General features: G+C 74.0%; 16 protein-coding genes. 9 read left to right on the forward strand and 7 right to left on the reverse strand.

Annotated elements, in window-relative coordinates; translation table 11 throughout:
* From GTW43_RS04240 to GTW43_RS04250, 3 genes are all read left to right on the forward strand, one after another.
* Positions 1-519: GntR family transcriptional regulator (locus GTW43_RS04240; RefSeq protein ID WP_161300266.1), on the forward strand; the 519-nt coding region annotated here is incomplete at its 5' end.
* Positions 516-1,292, forward strand: coding sequence for a sulfite exporter TauE/SafE family protein (locus tag GTW43_RS04245; RefSeq protein ID WP_161300267.1), 777 nt, complete (start codon positions 516-518; stop codon positions 1,290-1,292). The genes GTW43_RS04240 and GTW43_RS04245, both read left to right, overlap by 4 nt.
* 89 nt (positions 1,293-1,381) lie before the next feature.
* Positions 1,382-1,798: a VOC family protein gene (locus GTW43_RS04250; RefSeq protein ID WP_161300268.1), complete on the forward strand. Its 417-nt coding sequence runs from the start codon at positions 1,382-1,384 to the stop codon at positions 1,796-1,798.
* On the opposite strand, the gene GTW43_RS04255 is transcribed toward GTW43_RS04250, so the two are convergent.
* Positions 1,779-2,243, reverse strand: a complete 465-nt coding sequence (locus GTW43_RS04255; RefSeq protein WP_161300269.1) for a pep a2 — start codon at positions 2,241-2,243, stop codon at positions 1,779-1,781. The two genes, GTW43_RS04250 and GTW43_RS04255, sit on opposite strands and share 20 nt — an antisense overlap.
* Before the next feature lie 150 nt (positions 2,244-2,393).
* Between GTW43_RS04255 and cpt the strand changes: the two genes are divergently transcribed.
* The gene (gene cpt / locus GTW43_RS04260) at positions 2,394-2,927 is read left to right on the forward strand and encodes a chloramphenicol phosphotransferase CPT (protein ID WP_161300270.1); all 534 of its coding nucleotides are present in this window, start codon (positions 2,394-2,396) and stop codon (positions 2,925-2,927) included.
* Positions 2,928-2,998: 71 nt separating this feature from the next.
* Here the strand turns inward: cpt and GTW43_RS04265 are convergent, their stop codons facing one another.
* The gene (locus tag GTW43_RS04265; protein ID WP_161300271.1) at positions 2,999-3,658 is read right to left on the reverse strand and encodes a histidine phosphatase family protein; all 660 of its coding nucleotides are present in this window, start codon (positions 3,656-3,658) and stop codon (positions 2,999-3,001) included.
* Positions 3,659-3,872: 214 nt separating this feature from the next.
* Here GTW43_RS04265 and GTW43_RS04270 point away from each other — a divergent pair, with 214 nt between their 5' ends.
* Entirely contained in the window at positions 3,873-4,349 is a 477-nt protein-coding gene (locus tag GTW43_RS04270) for a DUF6299 family protein (RefSeq protein WP_237536397.1), read from the forward strand.
* 359 nt (positions 4,350-4,708) lie between these two features.
* On the opposite strand, the gene GTW43_RS04275 is transcribed toward GTW43_RS04270, so the two are convergent.
* Together GTW43_RS04275 and GTW43_RS04280 are read right to left on the reverse strand one after the other, a co-directional pair.
* Entirely contained in the window at positions 4,709-4,984 is a 276-nt protein-coding gene (locus GTW43_RS04275; RefSeq protein WP_161300272.1) for a DUF3040 domain-containing protein, read from the reverse strand.
* 32 nt (positions 4,985-5,016) lie between these two features.
* A complete protein-coding gene (locus GTW43_RS04280; RefSeq protein ID WP_161300273.1) occupies positions 5,017-6,315 on the reverse strand; it encodes an ArsB/NhaD family transporter in 1,299 nt (432 codons plus the stop codon).
* 241 nt (positions 6,316-6,556) lie between these two features.
* On the opposite strand from GTW43_RS04280, the gene GTW43_RS04285 reads away from it, so the two are divergent.
* The 3 genes from GTW43_RS04285 (at position 6,557) to GTW43_RS04295 (ending at position 9,937) form a co-directional block, all read left to right on the forward strand.
* A complete protein-coding gene (locus tag GTW43_RS04285) occupies positions 6,557-7,516 on the forward strand; it encodes a histidine kinase (RefSeq protein WP_343245898.1) in 960 nt (319 codons plus the stop codon).
* Positions 7,513-8,172, forward strand: coding sequence for a response regulator transcription factor (locus tag GTW43_RS04290; protein ID WP_161300275.1), 660 nt, complete (start codon positions 7,513-7,515; stop codon positions 8,170-8,172). The genes GTW43_RS04285 and GTW43_RS04290 overlap by 4 nt, the downstream gene beginning before the upstream one ends.
* A 538-nt stretch (positions 8,173-8,710) precedes the next feature.
* The gene (locus GTW43_RS04295) at positions 8,711-9,937 is read left to right on the forward strand and encodes a cation:proton antiporter (protein ID WP_161300276.1); all 1,227 of its coding nucleotides are present in this window, start codon (positions 8,711-8,713) and stop codon (positions 9,935-9,937) included.
* Positions 9,938-9,985: 48 nt separating this feature from the next.
* Here GTW43_RS04295 and GTW43_RS04300 read toward each other — a convergent pair whose 3' ends face one another.
* From GTW43_RS04300 to GTW43_RS04310, 3 genes are all read right to left on the reverse strand, one after another.
* Positions 9,986-10,858: an alpha/beta fold hydrolase gene (locus GTW43_RS04300; RefSeq protein WP_161300277.1), complete on the reverse strand. Its 873-nt coding sequence runs from the start codon at positions 10,856-10,858 to the stop codon at positions 9,986-9,988.
* A gap of 352 nt (positions 10,859-11,210) precedes the next feature.
* Positions 11,211-11,909 carry a GntR family transcriptional regulator gene (locus GTW43_RS04305; RefSeq protein ID WP_161300278.1) on the reverse strand — a complete coding sequence of 233 codons (699 nt, stop codon included), beginning with the start codon at positions 11,907-11,909 and terminating at the stop codon, positions 11,211-11,213.
* Positions 11,910-11,987: 78 nt separating this feature from the next.
* Entirely contained in the window at positions 11,988-12,497 is a 510-nt protein-coding gene (locus tag GTW43_RS04310) for a DinB family protein (RefSeq protein ID WP_161300279.1), read from the reverse strand.
* 160 nt (positions 12,498-12,657) lie between these two features.
* Between GTW43_RS04310 and GTW43_RS04315 the strand changes: the two genes are divergently transcribed.
* On the forward strand, positions 12,658-13,119 hold a 462-nt coding region (locus GTW43_RS04315), incomplete at its 3' end, for an alpha/beta hydrolase (protein ID WP_161300280.1).

Genomic DNA, 13,119 nt, shown 5'->3' on the forward strand with positions numbered 1-13,119 from the left:
ACGCTCGTCACGGCCCACAAGTGCGGGCACGGCCTCGACCGGCTCGTCGGCCTGGCCGAGGAGCTGACCGCGTACGGCAGCGTGCGCAACGAGGTGCGCGAGGCCCGGTTCGAGCCCGTCGTCCCGCCCGCCGTCGCCGCGCGGCTGCTGCTGCCCGAGGGATCGGGCGCCGTGTACGTCGAACGGCTGCGCCTCCTCGACGGCGTCCCGCTCTCCCTGGACTCCACCTGGCTCGCTCCGGACATCGGGCGACCCCTCCTGGAGCGTGATCTGACCGGGCGCGATCTGTTCGCCCTCATCGAGGAGACGAGCGGCGGCCGGCTCGGCCGCGCCGAGGTGACCGTGCACGCCGTCGGAGCCGACCCGGACACGGCGCGGCTGCTCCAGCTGCCGCCGGGCGCCGCGTTGTTCACCATCGACCGGCTGACCAGGCTCGCCGACGGGCGGCCCGTCGACGCGGAGTCGCTGCGGATCCGCGGCGACCGTTTCACCCTGCGTGCCGTCCTGGAGCGGTCATGACCCCCGACGCCGCGCACCTCGCGGTCCTCGCGTGCGCCGGTCTGGTCGGCGGCATCGGGATCACCGCGCTGGGGCCCGGCGGGGTGATCCCGACCATCGGCCTGTTCCTGTTCTCCGGGCTCGGCCCGTCCGGGGTGGCCGGCACGGCCATCGTCACGCACGTCGCCACCGGACTGCTCGGCACCGCCGCGTACGCCCGCTCCGGCCAGCTGCGCGACCCCGCCACCCGGCGCTGCGCTGCCGCCCTCGCGGGTGCCGCCGTCGCGGGAACGCCGCTCGGGGTGCTGCTCAACACCCGGGTCGGCGGCCGGGGGTTCGGCATCCTGCTGGCCGTGGCGGTGGCGGTCACCGCGCTGCTCGTCCTCGTCCGCGACGCACGTACCGGGAAGGGCGCCGTACCCGCGCCGGACGCCGCCGGGGTGCCGGTGGGCCGCGCGGTCCTGGTGGGGTTCGTGGTGTCGGTGACGGCCGGGCTGTTCGGGCTCGGCGGCCCGATGCTGTCGGTCCCCCTGCTGATCGTGTGCGGCCTGCCCGTCCTGTCCGCGCTGGCGGCCGCGCAGGCACAGTCGGTGGTCGTCGCGGCCGTCGGCTCCATCGCGTACGTCGGCCAGGGCGCCGTCGACTGGGGGCTCGCCGCTGTCGTGGGCGTGCCCGAACTCGCCGGGGTGCTCGTGGGCTGGCGTATCGCCCACGCCCTGCCCGCCCGCCGGCTCACCCGCGCGCTCGTCGTCTGCCTGCTCGTCCTCGCCCCGTATCTGGCCTGGCACGCGTGAAGCGGCGCGCCCGTCGTGACGACGGGCGCGCCGCTCGTGGCCGCCTCATAATGCGGGGCAACCGCACCCCTACCGAAAGGGATCAGGCAGTGGCTACTCGACTCAACCCCTATGTCGCCTTCGACGGCGACGCCCGTCAGGCCATGGAGTTCTACCAGCAGGTGTTCGGGGGCCGATTGGACCTGAACACCTTCGGCGAGACGGGCGCCCCGGGCACCGAGGAGGTGGCCGACAAGATCATGCACGCCCTGCTCGAAACACCCTCCGGCTACACCCTGATGGCCTCCGACACCCCGCCCGGCATGGAGTACCGGCCGGGCGGGAACATCTCGCTCTCGCTCAGCGGTGACGACGCCGACGAGCTGCGCGGCTACTGGGCGAAGCTGTCCGAGGGCGGCGTCGTCGCGGTGCCGCTCGAGAAGCAGATGTGGGGCGATGTCTTCGGCATGTGCACCGACCGCTTCGGCATCGCGTGGATGGTCGACATCACGCAGGAGCAGGGCTGAGCGCCTCCGGCTCCGGGAGCCGTGCCGTGTGCAGCACCGGCCCGGGCGGTCGCGGCACCAGGAACTCCGGCTGATGTTCGTGGGTCCGGCGCGAGAACCAGGTGAGCGTGCCGGACCTGCCGGTGCACACGCCCCAGCCGTCGCTGAGCGCCGCGACCCGCGCCAGTGCCGGATGCAGCACGGCCGCGCCCCGCAGGACCCCGGTGGCCGCGCCGGACACGGCGGTGATCAGATGGCGTCCGTTCCACCACATCTCGACGGCCGTGCCCGCCTCGCCGGCCCGGGCCTCGCCGGACAGCCGCAGCAGGATGTCCACGCACCGGCCGACGGGCCGCGCGTACACGCGCAGACCCCAACCGTGCAGCTGTGCGGACACATCGCGGCCCACGAGCGCGATGTCCTGCGGTGTGACCCCCGCGTCGATGTGGACGTAACGCGGATCCATGCCGTTCATCCTTCCTGCGCAGCGGACTGCCTGCGCCGAAACCGTCATCCTCACTCTGGGTGAATGGGTATGCCGGGAGAGTCACAACCAGCGTCGGGCCATTACTCCGTTCGTGCAACTCGGGGCGGCGGCGGACCGTACGGTGTCCCGATGGCGACGCGGATCATCATCCTCAACGGCGGTTCCAGTGCGGGGAAGTCGGGCATCGTACGGTGCCTGCAGCACCTGCTGCCGGAGCCCTGGCTGGCGCTGGGCGCCGACACCTTCGTCGCCGCGCTGCCCGCGCGCATGCGGTCCGGGCAGGAGGGCATCGACATCGCACCGGACGGCACCGTGCACGTCGGCGAGGCCTTCCGCACCCTGGAGGCCGCCTGGACCGCGGGCGCCGTCACCATGGCGCGGGCGGGCGCGCGGCTCGTCATCGACGAGATCTTCCTCGGCGGCGCCGCGTCACAGCAGCGGTGGCTGTCGGCGCTCGGCGACCTCGAGGTCCTGTGGGTCGGCGTCCGCTGCGATCCCGGCGTGGCCGCCGAGCGGGAGATCGCCCGCGGCGACCGGACCCCGGGCATGGCGGCCGCACAGGCGGCGGCCGTCCACGAGGGCGTGCGCTACGACCTGGAGGTCGACAGCAGCCGCGCGAGCGCGATGAGCTGCGCCCGCGCCATCGTCGACGCCCTGCACTGAGAGGCCGCCGGCCCCGGCCGCGCCGGGGCGTGTCGCGACGGTCCCGTCTGCCGCGCGGGGTCCTGTAGGCCCTATGCGCCGGCGATCGGCTCGCCCGCCGGTCCCTCGTGGTGCGGTGCGGGGTCCCGGGGTCCGGCCGGCCGGCTCTCCCAGCGCTCCAGCCGCCAGCCGTCGGCGGGTGAGCCCGACAGGACGACCAGGCCCGTGTTGTCCAGCGCCTGTCGCGCCGTCCGCGGATCGGTGAGCGCGGCGCGGGCGGCGGCCCAGGTACGGATCGCGGCTCCGTGGCTCACCATGGCCACGGCCTCGGCGCCGCTCTCCGCGGCCTCGGCGACGACCCCGTCGAACCGGGCCAGCGCGGCCGCCCCCGTCTCGCCCCCGGGCATGCGCCGTGCCAGATCGCCGCCGGCCCACGCGAGTGCGGTCGTCAGGTACGTCGTGACGGCCTCCTCGTCGCCGCGCATCTCCAGCTCGCCCGCCTCGATCTCCCGGATGCCGGGCCGTACGAGGATGTCGAGACCTCGCGCACGGGCCAGCGGCGTCGCGGTCAGCCGGGTGCGCAGCAGCGTCGACGCGTACAGGGCGTCGATCCGCTCGCCCGCGAGCGCCTCGGGCAGTGCGTCCGCCTGCCGGATGCCGAGCGGTGTCAGCCCGGGCCCGGGCTCCGCGGTGTCCAGGAGGTGCTTGAGGTTCGAGGAGGTCTGGCCGTGCCGGATGAGCAGCAGACGCATGGAGGGGCCGCCTTCGGGCTCGCGGATGTCTGCCACCACTGTGTCACCCGGCCCGCCGCGGTCCGGGACCAGCCCCGGTGCCCCCGGCGGCGGTGGACCGGGGACCCGCCCCCGATGGGGTGATGGCCGGTGCACCGCCACGACGGGCGGATATGAATGAGCCCGAACACATCCCCCCACACGACACGAACCCCCTGAAAGAGGAGGTTGCCCGATGTCCTCGCAGTCCTCGCAGTCCTCGCAGTCCTCGCGGGCCCCGCTGCCCTTCCGTCTGCTCCTCGGCGCGGCGGCCGGCGCTCTCGCCCTGCTGGCCGTGGTCCCGTCCGCGCAGGCCGCGGCGCCCGGTGAGTCGGTCACGGTCGACCGGGTCGGGCACGTCACCGCCGGCGGCACGGTGTCCCTGTCCGGCACCTACCGCTGCTCGGGCGCCGAGGGACCTGTCTTCGTCTCCTCCTCGGTCCGCGACGCGGAGCAGCCCCGGACGCGCCGTGGCATCGGCGGGACCCGGGCGGTGTGCGACGGGGCGGAGCACGTGTGGCGCAACACGGGCACGGTGCCCGAAGGAGCGGTCGTGCCGGGTACGACCGCCGTCGAGGTCACCGTCTTCGAACTGGCACCCGAGGGTGGCCTGCCCGTGCCGCGCTTCCATGCGGCGCAGCGCCAGGACGTCGTCATGGCCGCCCAGGACTGACGGCGTTCCTGCCGCGGGCCGGCCCTCCGCCGCGCGCATGCGGCACGACGCCGGGTGCCCCGCGCGCGGCAGACCGTGGCCCCGGGCCGGTCCGCTCGTTGGGCAGTCCGTGGTTATCACGGGGAAAACCGTTCCTGCGCCGCGCGACCAGTACGGGGAGCCGGGACGCCAGGCACCGGCGGACACGGCGACGCCGATCTACGACGCGCTCGTGGCGCGCTGGCGTGCGCTCGGCCGGGAAGTGCCACGGCGGCCCGCCGCGGTGGCGGTGGACCGCCGCGCGGAGCCCGCCGATCTGTTCGGCCGGGGCTGAGCCGGACCCCGGTGCCGCACCGCGGGCGGCACCGGCAGGCGTTCCGTCAGGATCTCCGGCGGCCCCCGCGGGGCGGCGGATCGAAGAGATGGCAGGCCGCCCCCGTCGCCACGAGCGCGATGGCGATGAGCATGCCGTGGGCGGTCAGCACGCCGATGCCGAGCAGGACCAGACCGGCCGTCACACCGGCCCAGGCCCGGCGCCGGTCGTACTCGCGCGGGCGCCGGGGTCTGCCCTCCCGCACCGCCCGCACGAAACGGGGGTCGTCGGCCTCCAGACGGGCCTCGATGACGGCGAGTTCGGTGTCTTCACTGTCCAGCATGGTGGTCCCTCTCGCGTCGTGGGCGGCCGGGTTCAGGGGGCGATGACGAAGTAGCGCAGCCACACGTAGAGCGCGGCGATGACGAGGGTGACGGCGGTGACCACGAGGCCGTACCGGCTGAACTGCCAGAAGGAGATGTGCTCGCCCTCGCGGTCCGCGATGCCGATGACGACGACGTTCGCCGACGAGGCGATGACCGTGGCGTTCCCGCCGAGGTCCGCGCCCAGAGCGAACGACCACCACAGCACGTCGGCCCCGCCGTCCGGCACCGAGGCCGCGAGGTGCTCGACCACCGGGCTCACCGAGGCGACGAACGGCACGTTGTCGATGACGGCCGACGGCACCGCCGACCCGAACACCAGGGCCATCGACGTGCCGAACAACCGCCCGTCGGTCGCCTCCGCCGCGGCCCGGCCGAGCTGGTCGAGGGTCCCGGTCCGCACGAGCGCGCCGACCATCACGAACAGCCCGGCGAAGAACGCGAGCGTCGGCCACTCCACGTCGCGCACCACCTGGTGCGCCGAGCGGTGCGCCACGGCGAGCAGCAGCAGCCCGCCCGACATCGCGACGACGGACGGCTCCAGGTGCAGCGTGGTGTGCAGCACGAACGCGGCCATGACCAGCACGATCACGACACCGCTGACGGCCAGCAGCCGGGTGTCCCTGATCGCGTCCGCCGGCCGCAGGTCCGCCGCGGCGGTGGCGCGCGGCGGCGCCTGCCGGAGCACGTCGCGGAACAGGAAGCGGAGCAGGAACGGCAGCACCGCCAGCATGATCAGCACGACCGGCGCCATGTGGAGCAGGAAGTCGTTGAACGACAGCCCGGCACGCGAGCCGATCATGATGTTCGGCGGATCGCCGATCAGCGTCGCCGCTCCCGCGATGTTGCACGCCATCACCTCCGCGATCAGATACGGCGCGATCGGCAGCCCGAGCCGACGGCAGACCAGGATGGTCACCGGAGCGACGAGCAGCACCGTCGTCACGTTGTCGAACCACGGGGACATCACCGCCGTCGCCGCGCACAGCAGCACCATCAGCCGGAACGGCCGGCCGCCGGAGCGCTGCGCCACCCAGATCGCCAGGAACTCGAAGATCCCGGTACGCCGCAGCACGGCGACGATGAGCATCATGCCCAGCAGAAGGAAGAGCACGTTCCAGTCGATCCCGGTGTGCGCCGAGAAGAACGCGTGCTCCGCGTCGGTCGCCCCGATCAGCAGCATCGCCACGGCGCCCCCGAGCGCCGCCGCCACCCGGTGCACCCACTCGGTGGCGATGAGGACGTAGACCACGGCGAAGACGGCCACGGCCAGCCACGTGGTCACATCCATCGGCGGTCTCCCTGAGGTCAGGCGCGGCACCGCTGTCCCCGCTCTCCCACCGTCGCCCGGGCCCCTCCGGCGGCACCATCGGGTCCGCCACCCAGATCCGCGGGGGAGCACCGTGCAGAAGCCGCGCAGAAGCCCGTCCTGATCGCTTATGGGTGCCGGCCCCGATGGACAGACGTCCCGGTCAGCGGCGAGGCTGAACGCAGAGACAGCCGCACCGCGCACGTCAGGAGGTCCCGCACCCGTGTCCCTGTTCTGGCGGATCTTCCTGCTGAACGCCGGCGTGCTGCTCGCCGCCGTGGCCCTGCTGCTGCTCGGCCCGGTGACCGTGTCGACGCCGGTGCTGCTCACGGAGACGCTCATCCTGGCGGCGGGACTGGTCGTCATGCTGACCGCCAACGCGGCCCTTCTGCGCATCGGTCTGGCCCCGCTCCAGCGGCTGACCCGGGCGATGACCACGACGGACCTGCTCAACCCGGGCGAGCGTCCGCTGCCCTCGGGCCACAGCGACGTCGCCGGGCTCATCGAGACGTACAACGCGATGCTGGACCGGCTGCGGGCCGAGCGGGCCGCCAGTGCCTCCCGGGCCCTGTCCGCCCAGGAGGCGGAGCGGCGCAGGATCGCGCAGGAGCTCCACGACGAGGTCGGCCAGACACTGACCGCCGTCCTGCTCGAACTCAAGGGCGCCGCCGACCAGGCGCCGCCTGACCTGCGCGGGGAACTGCACCAGATCCAGGAGACGACCCGCGCGGGCCTCGACGAGGTGCGGCGCATCGCCCGCCGGCTGCGGCCCGGCGTCCTGGAGGAGCTCGGCCTGGTGAGCGCCCTGCGCTCGCTGGCCAACGAGTACACCGACTGGTCGGGGCTCGTCGTGGCCACGCGTGTCGAGCACGGCCTGCCCCCGCTCGGCCACGAGGCCGAACTCGTCGTCTACCGCGTCGCGCAGGAGGCCCTCACCAACGTCGTCCGGCACGCGGGCGCCTCCCGGGCGGAGCTCACGCTGGTGGGCGCGGGTGACCGCGTCGTGCTGCGCGTCGCGGACGACGGGCGCGGCGTCGGTGGGGCGGCCGAGGGCGCGGGTCTGCGGGGGATGCGCGAGCGCGCCCTGCTGGTCGGCGCCGCACTGGCCGTCGGCGTCCCGGCGGGCGGCGGCACCGAGGTACGGCTCGAGGTACCGGCCCGGCGACAGGAGAGTGCGGCATGAACGGCGGTCAGGGCGTGCGCATCCTGCTCGCGGACGACCACGCGCTCGTGCGGCGCGGCGTCCGGCTGATCCTCGACCGGGAGCCGGACCTGACCGTGGTCGCCGAGGCGGGCGACGGGGCGGAGGCCATCGCGCTCGCCCAGGAGCACCGGCCCGATCTCGCGGTGCTCGACATCGCCATGCCCCGTCTGACGGGTCTGCAGGCCGCCCGCGAACTGGCCCGGAGCCGGCCGGGGCTGCGCATTCTGATCCTGACGATGTACGACAACGAGCAGTTCTTCTTCGAGGCGCTCAAGGCCGGTGCCTGCGGCTACGTGCTCAAGTCCGTCGCCGACCGCGACCTCGTGGAGGCCTGCCGCGCGGCCGCCCGCGACGAACCGTTCGTGTACCCGGGCGCGTTGAAGGCGCTGATCCGGGACCACCTGGAGCGGGTGCGGCGGGGCGAGGACGTGCCGGCCCGGCCCATCACGGTCCGCGAGGAGGAGATCCTCAAGCTGGTCGCCGAGGGGTACACGTCGCAGCAGATCGCGGACCTGCTGTTCATCAGCGTCAAGACGGTGGAGCGGCACCGGGCCAACCTGCTGCAGAAGCTCGGGCTCAAGGACCGTCTGGAGCTGACGCGTTACGCGATCAGGGTCGGACTCATCGAGCCCTGAGGACTCCGGCGCCGCCCCGGCGTCGACCGCGGCGCGACGCCGGATCAAGTGTCGTTCTGTTCCGTCATCTCACTCTTCACCCCGCTGTGCGTACTTTGTCGTACGGTAAAGTAACGGTCAAGTGCTGCCGCTCTCCTGAGAGTTCGTCCGCCCGGATGAGTGCAGTGCGCTGTCGTGTTCCGATCGGGGGGGGGAGCCATGGGCCGGTACGGCCGAACCGCGGGCCTCGCCCGCACCCGCGTCCCCCGCATCGACAACACGGCCCGCGACAGCGTCCCCGACGCTCCGTCGCCGAGGGACTGAAGCGCCGGACCTGCCGTATCGACGGCCCGCCGCGCGCCCGTTCCTGACACTCCGTCATCACTGCTCGGCCCGCACCGCTTCCGCGCGCCCCGCCGCACCCGGCACCCGCGCGCCCCGCGGCACCGCCACGCCGACACCGGAACTCCGTCACGCCACGGGCAGCCGCGCGCCGCCCGTCGGCGTCCGCCCGGCCACGCCGCCGCGGCGGACCTGATCACCGGGGGGTAGCTCACCCGTGCACGACACCACCGCACTGCTCATCGAACTCGGCGCTGTCATCCTGGGACTCGGCCTCCTGGGCCGGCTCGCCGCCCGCGTCGGCTTCTCACCCGTCCCGCTCTACCTGCTCGCCGGACTCGCCTTCGGGCACGGCGGCCTTGTGCCGCTGCGCGCCAGCGAGGAGTTCGTCGCCACCGGCGCCGAGATCGGTGTCATCCTCCTGCTCCTGCTGCTCGGCCTCGAGTACAGCGCGTCCGACCTCGTCACCAGCCTCAGGACGCAGTACCCCTCGGGCGTCGTCGACTTCGTGCTCAACGCGACGCCGGGCGCCGTCGCCGCCCTCGTCCTCGGCTGGGGTCCGGTCGCCGCCGTCGCCCTCGCCGGCGTCACCTGGATCTCCTCGTCCGGTGTCATCGCGAAGGTCCTCGGCGACCTCGGACGCGTCGGCAACCGCGAGACACCCGTCGTCCTCGGCATCCTGGTCATGGAAGACCTCGCGATGGCCGTCTACCTGCCGATCCTCACCGCGCTGCTGGCCGGAGCCGGGCTCGCCGGAGGCAGCCTCACCCTGCTGATCTCGCTCGGCACCGTCGGCGCCGTCCTCTTCCTCGCCCTGCGCCACGGACACCGCATCAGCCGGGCCGTGTCGTCCGAGAACGCCGAGATGCTGCTGCTCGTGGTGCTCGGCCTGACCCTGCTCGTCGCGGGCGTCGCCCAGGAACTCCAGGTCTCCGCCGCGGTCGGCGCGTTCCTTGTCGGCATCGCCCTGTCCGGCGAGGTCGCGGAGGGCGCGGGCACGCTCCTGACCCCGCTGCGTGACCTGTTCGCCGCTGTCTTCTTCGTCTTCTTCGGGCTGTCGACCGACCCCGCCGACATCCCGCCCGTCCTGCTGCCCGCACTGCTGCTCGCGCTCGTCACCGCGCTCACGAAGATCGCCACCGGCTGGCACGCGGCCCGGCGCGCGGGCATCAAGACCTCGGGCCGCTGGCGCACCGGCGGCACGCTCGTCGCCCGCGGCGAGTTCTCGATCGTGATCGCGGGCCTCGCCGTGGGAGTCGAACCCCGCATCGGCCCGCTCGCCACCGCCTACGTGCTGATCCTCGTCGTCAGCGGTCCGCTCACCGCCCGCTGGGTCGAGCCGCTGGCCGCCCGACTGATCCCGCGCACCACGGTCGAGGAGCCGGCCGCCCCGCCCGCTGAGCGGCCGGCGCTCGCCGCGGCCGGGGCGCCCGACCGGACGTGACGCCTGCCCGGGCTGCTTCCCGGACCGCCTCCCGGGCTGGTGCGCGGACTACTTCGCGGAGTTCTGGTCGGCGTCGAGCGCGGCGACGTCCGCCAGGGTGCGCGCCGCCTGCGCCGGGTGGATGAGCCACTTCAGGTGGCTGCCCGGCAGCGTCCGGACGTCGTAGGGGTTGTCCGGGGTCAGGGCGTCGCCCTCGCGGATCAGCCGGTCCTGCGCGGCGAGCGGCATGCTGGCGTCGTCCGCGAGCCGCACGAACGTCCGCGGGATCCGGCCCCAGGTCGCCGCCTGCGCCCGGTCCGCCGTGCCGCCGACGTCCAGGTTCTCGTCGGGCTGCAACGTGTTGAGGAACGTCAGGAACTCCTCGTCGGTGGCGTCCGCGGCGAAGGCGGCCCGGAAGGCGGCCAGTGCCGCCGGGTCGGCGGTACGGAAGTTGACCCGGAGGAGGCCCAGTTCGGCGGGGTTCCCGGCGAGCGCGAGGGCGAGCGAGCCCGGGTCGACGGAGGCCATCTCCGGCTCGGCGTAGTAGTCCTGGACATCGAGCTCGACCGGACACCAGGCGGAGACGTACACGAGACGGTCGATCAGGTCGGGGCGGGCGTTGGCCGCCGCCGTCACCGTGACGCCGCCGCGGCTGTGCGCCAGCAGGATCACCGGCCCGTTCTGCCGGGCCCGCTCCAGGACGCCGATCAGGTGCGCGGCGTTGTCGGCGAGCGTGACGCCCTTGATGGAGCCAGGCGCCGAGGCGAGCGCCGCCATGTCCTGCGGGGCCTGGTAGGCCTCGGTGTAGGTCGCGGCGAAGCCGTGCCCCGGCAGGTCGACCGCGACCGAACGGTGGCCGAGCAGCCCGAGTTCGGCCTGAAGCGGCGCGAACGAGAAGGAGTTCGCGAACGCTCCGTGGACCAGGACGAAGGTCGGTTGCATCTGCGGCTCGCTCTCTGTTCGGGGCAGGCGGACGCCCGACGCGGACCCGGCTCCGCACGCTACTCAGCAGATGATCATGAGCGCCACCGGAATACGCGTCTTCACTTGTGCAGGGTGAGAGACGGCCGCCGGGTGCGGTCGCCGAGTGCGTACACCGACCGAGTACACCGTGTGCGGTCATCGGGACCGGCCGCCGCGCTCGGTCACCCGACTGCCGCGCCCCGGGCGCGCCCCGGCCCCCGCGATGGCACGGTGAGAACGTGGTTGTCGCCGCGCACCGTTCATCCCCCCGGCGGGCGCGGCGGCCCACCCTCCGCCGGTCCCAGGCGTTCTCAGCCGGACTCAGGCGTTCTCAGGCGTTCCCGGCCTCGGGCCGCCGGGCGAACAGCTGCATGGCCGCGTGCCGGGTGTCCGCCACGTGCGCGCGGGCCAGCTGCTCGGCCCCCGCCTCGTCACCGTCCCGGATCGCCGCGAGGAGCCGCTCGTGCGCCCCGCACATCGGTTCCCCGTCGGACTGTGCCGACGTGATCCGGAACAGCCGGCGCAGCCGCGAGTCCAGCGGAGCCATCACGTCGACCAGCAGCGGATTGCCGGACAGCTCGACGATGCGGCGGTGGAAGTCGGCGTTGAGCGAGACCACCGTGCGCAGCCGGCCGGACTCGGTGGCCCGCCGCGCCCGCTGCAGCAGCTTCTCCAGGTCGCGCAGCTGCTCGGGATCCGCCGCGCGCGCGACCAGCCGGGCCGCGAGGCCCTCCAGGTTCTCCCGGATGTCGAAGAGGTGGACCGCGTCCTGCGCGCCGAACCCGGCGACGACCGAACCGCGGCGCGGCTGCACCGTCAGGAAGCCCTCGGACGCGAGCCGCTGCATCGCCTCGCGCACCGGTACCCGGGAGACGCGCAGCTCCTCGGCGAGTTCCCGCTCGACCAGCCGCCTCCCGGGCGGGTACTGCGCCTCGATGATCCGCTCGCGCAGCTCCACGTACACGCGCTCGCGCAGGGACAGGTGCGCGTCCCCGATCGCGGTGTCGGCGGTGGCGCGGGACGTCGGCATGGCAGGAGCTCCAGGCGGGGTGCGGTCGGGGCGGGCGTGCGCAACCGATCTTCGCAGACCCGCCCGTGCGCCCGGACCTCAGGCGCCGACGGTCCCGTCGACGCCCTCGCGCAGGAAGTCCGCGTGCCCGTTGTGCCGGCCGTACTCCAGGAGCACGTGCACCATCACCATCCGCAGCGACACCTCTTCGTCCCACCGCGGCTGGTACCCGGCCAGGTCCAGGGACGGCGCGGCCGCCTCGATCCGCCGCGCGTGCGCCACCTCGGCCTCCCACGCGGCGAACGCCTCGGCCCGGGTCGACGTGCGCGCGTCGTACGCCGCCTGGAAGTCGGCCTCGTCGGACCAGACGAGCGGCACGTCATGATCCTCGAACACGCGGCGGAACCAGGTGCGTTCGACCTCCGCCATGTGCCGGACCAGGCCGAGGAGCGACAGCGTGGACGGTGGCATCGACCGCTGCCGCAGCTCCTCGTCGCTCAGCCCCTCGCACTTCATGGCGAGCGTCGCGCGGTGATAGTCGAGGAACGCCCGCAGCGTCTCCCGCTCGTCCCCGAAACTCGGCGGCCCCACCCGGTGGTCGACGCTCACTCTCGGCCCTGCCCCTCATCCGTGCCTGCGGTGATCAACGGCAAGTATCCCCGCCCGTACGGCGGGCCGCTCCCAGGGGCGGCTTCCGCGCTCCGCGAACACGGCGGACTCCCGCGGCCGCACTGCGGAGAAACCGCCCCGGACGCGGCAGGGTCGAGCCATGACCGACCCCTCCGAGCCGTCCGCGTCCTCCTCCGTCTCCGCGTCCCCGTCGCCGACCGTCCTGCATTCCGTGCGGGCGGGCCCCGTCCGCCTCGCCTGCCGGGTGACCGGCCCCGCGCACGCACCCCAGGACGGGCCGCCGCTCGTCCTCCTGCACGCCCTCGGCGAGGATTCCCGCGACTGGGCCGGCGTCACACCGGCCCTCGCCGCGACCCGCCGGGTGCACGCGCTCGACCTGCGGGGACACGGCGCCAGCGACCGGCCCGGCAGCTACGCCCTGGAGGCCGTGCGCGACGACGTCCTCGCCTACCTCGACGCGGCCGGCCTGGACCGGATCGATCTCGTCGGGCACTCGATGGGCGGCGTCGTGGCCTGCCTGCTCGCCGCGCACCGGCCGCACCGGGTGCGCCGGCTCGTCCTCGAGGACGTACCGCTGCTGCGGCCGCGCGCACCGCGTCCC

It is taken from the genome of Streptomyces sp. SID5785, from assembly GCF_009870065.1.
Classification (GTDB): Bacteria; Actinomycetota; Actinomycetes; order Streptomycetales; family Streptomycetaceae; genus Streptomyces.

Coding starts and splice junctions, on each gene's coding strand:
- GTW43_RS04245 (WP_161300267.1), top strand. CDS start 516: ATGACCCCCGACGCCGCGCACCTCGCGGTCCTCGCGTGCGCCGGTCTG.
- GTW43_RS04255 (WP_161300269.1), bottom strand. CDS start 2,243: ATGGATCCGCGTTACGTCCACATCGACGCGGGGGTCACACCGCAGGAC.
- cpt (WP_161300270.1), top strand. CDS start 2,394: ATGGCGACGCGGATCATCATCCTCAACGGCGGTTCCAGTGCGGGGAAG.
- GTW43_RS04265 (WP_161300271.1), bottom strand. CDS start 3,658: ATGCGTCTGCTGCTCATCCGGCACGGCCAGACCTCCTCGAACCTCAAG.
- GTW43_RS04270 (WP_237536397.1), top strand. CDS start 3,873: ATGTCCTCGCAGTCCTCGCAGTCCTCGCAGTCCTCGCGGGCCCCGCTG.
- GTW43_RS04275 (WP_161300272.1), bottom strand. CDS start 4,984: ATGCTGGACAGTGAAGACACCGAACTCGCCGTCATCGAGGCCCGTCTG.
- GTW43_RS04280 (WP_161300273.1), bottom strand. CDS start 6,315: ATGGATGTGACCACGTGGCTGGCCGTGGCCGTCTTCGCCGTGGTCTAC.
- GTW43_RS04290 (WP_161300275.1), top strand. CDS start 7,513: ATGAACGGCGGTCAGGGCGTGCGCATCCTGCTCGCGGACGACCACGCG.
- GTW43_RS04300 (WP_161300277.1), bottom strand. CDS start 10,858: ATGCAACCGACCTTCGTCCTGGTCCACGGAGCGTTCGCGAACTCCTTC.
- GTW43_RS04305 (WP_161300278.1), bottom strand. CDS start 11,909: ATGCCGACGTCCCGCGCCACCGCCGACACCGCGATCGGGGACGCGCAC.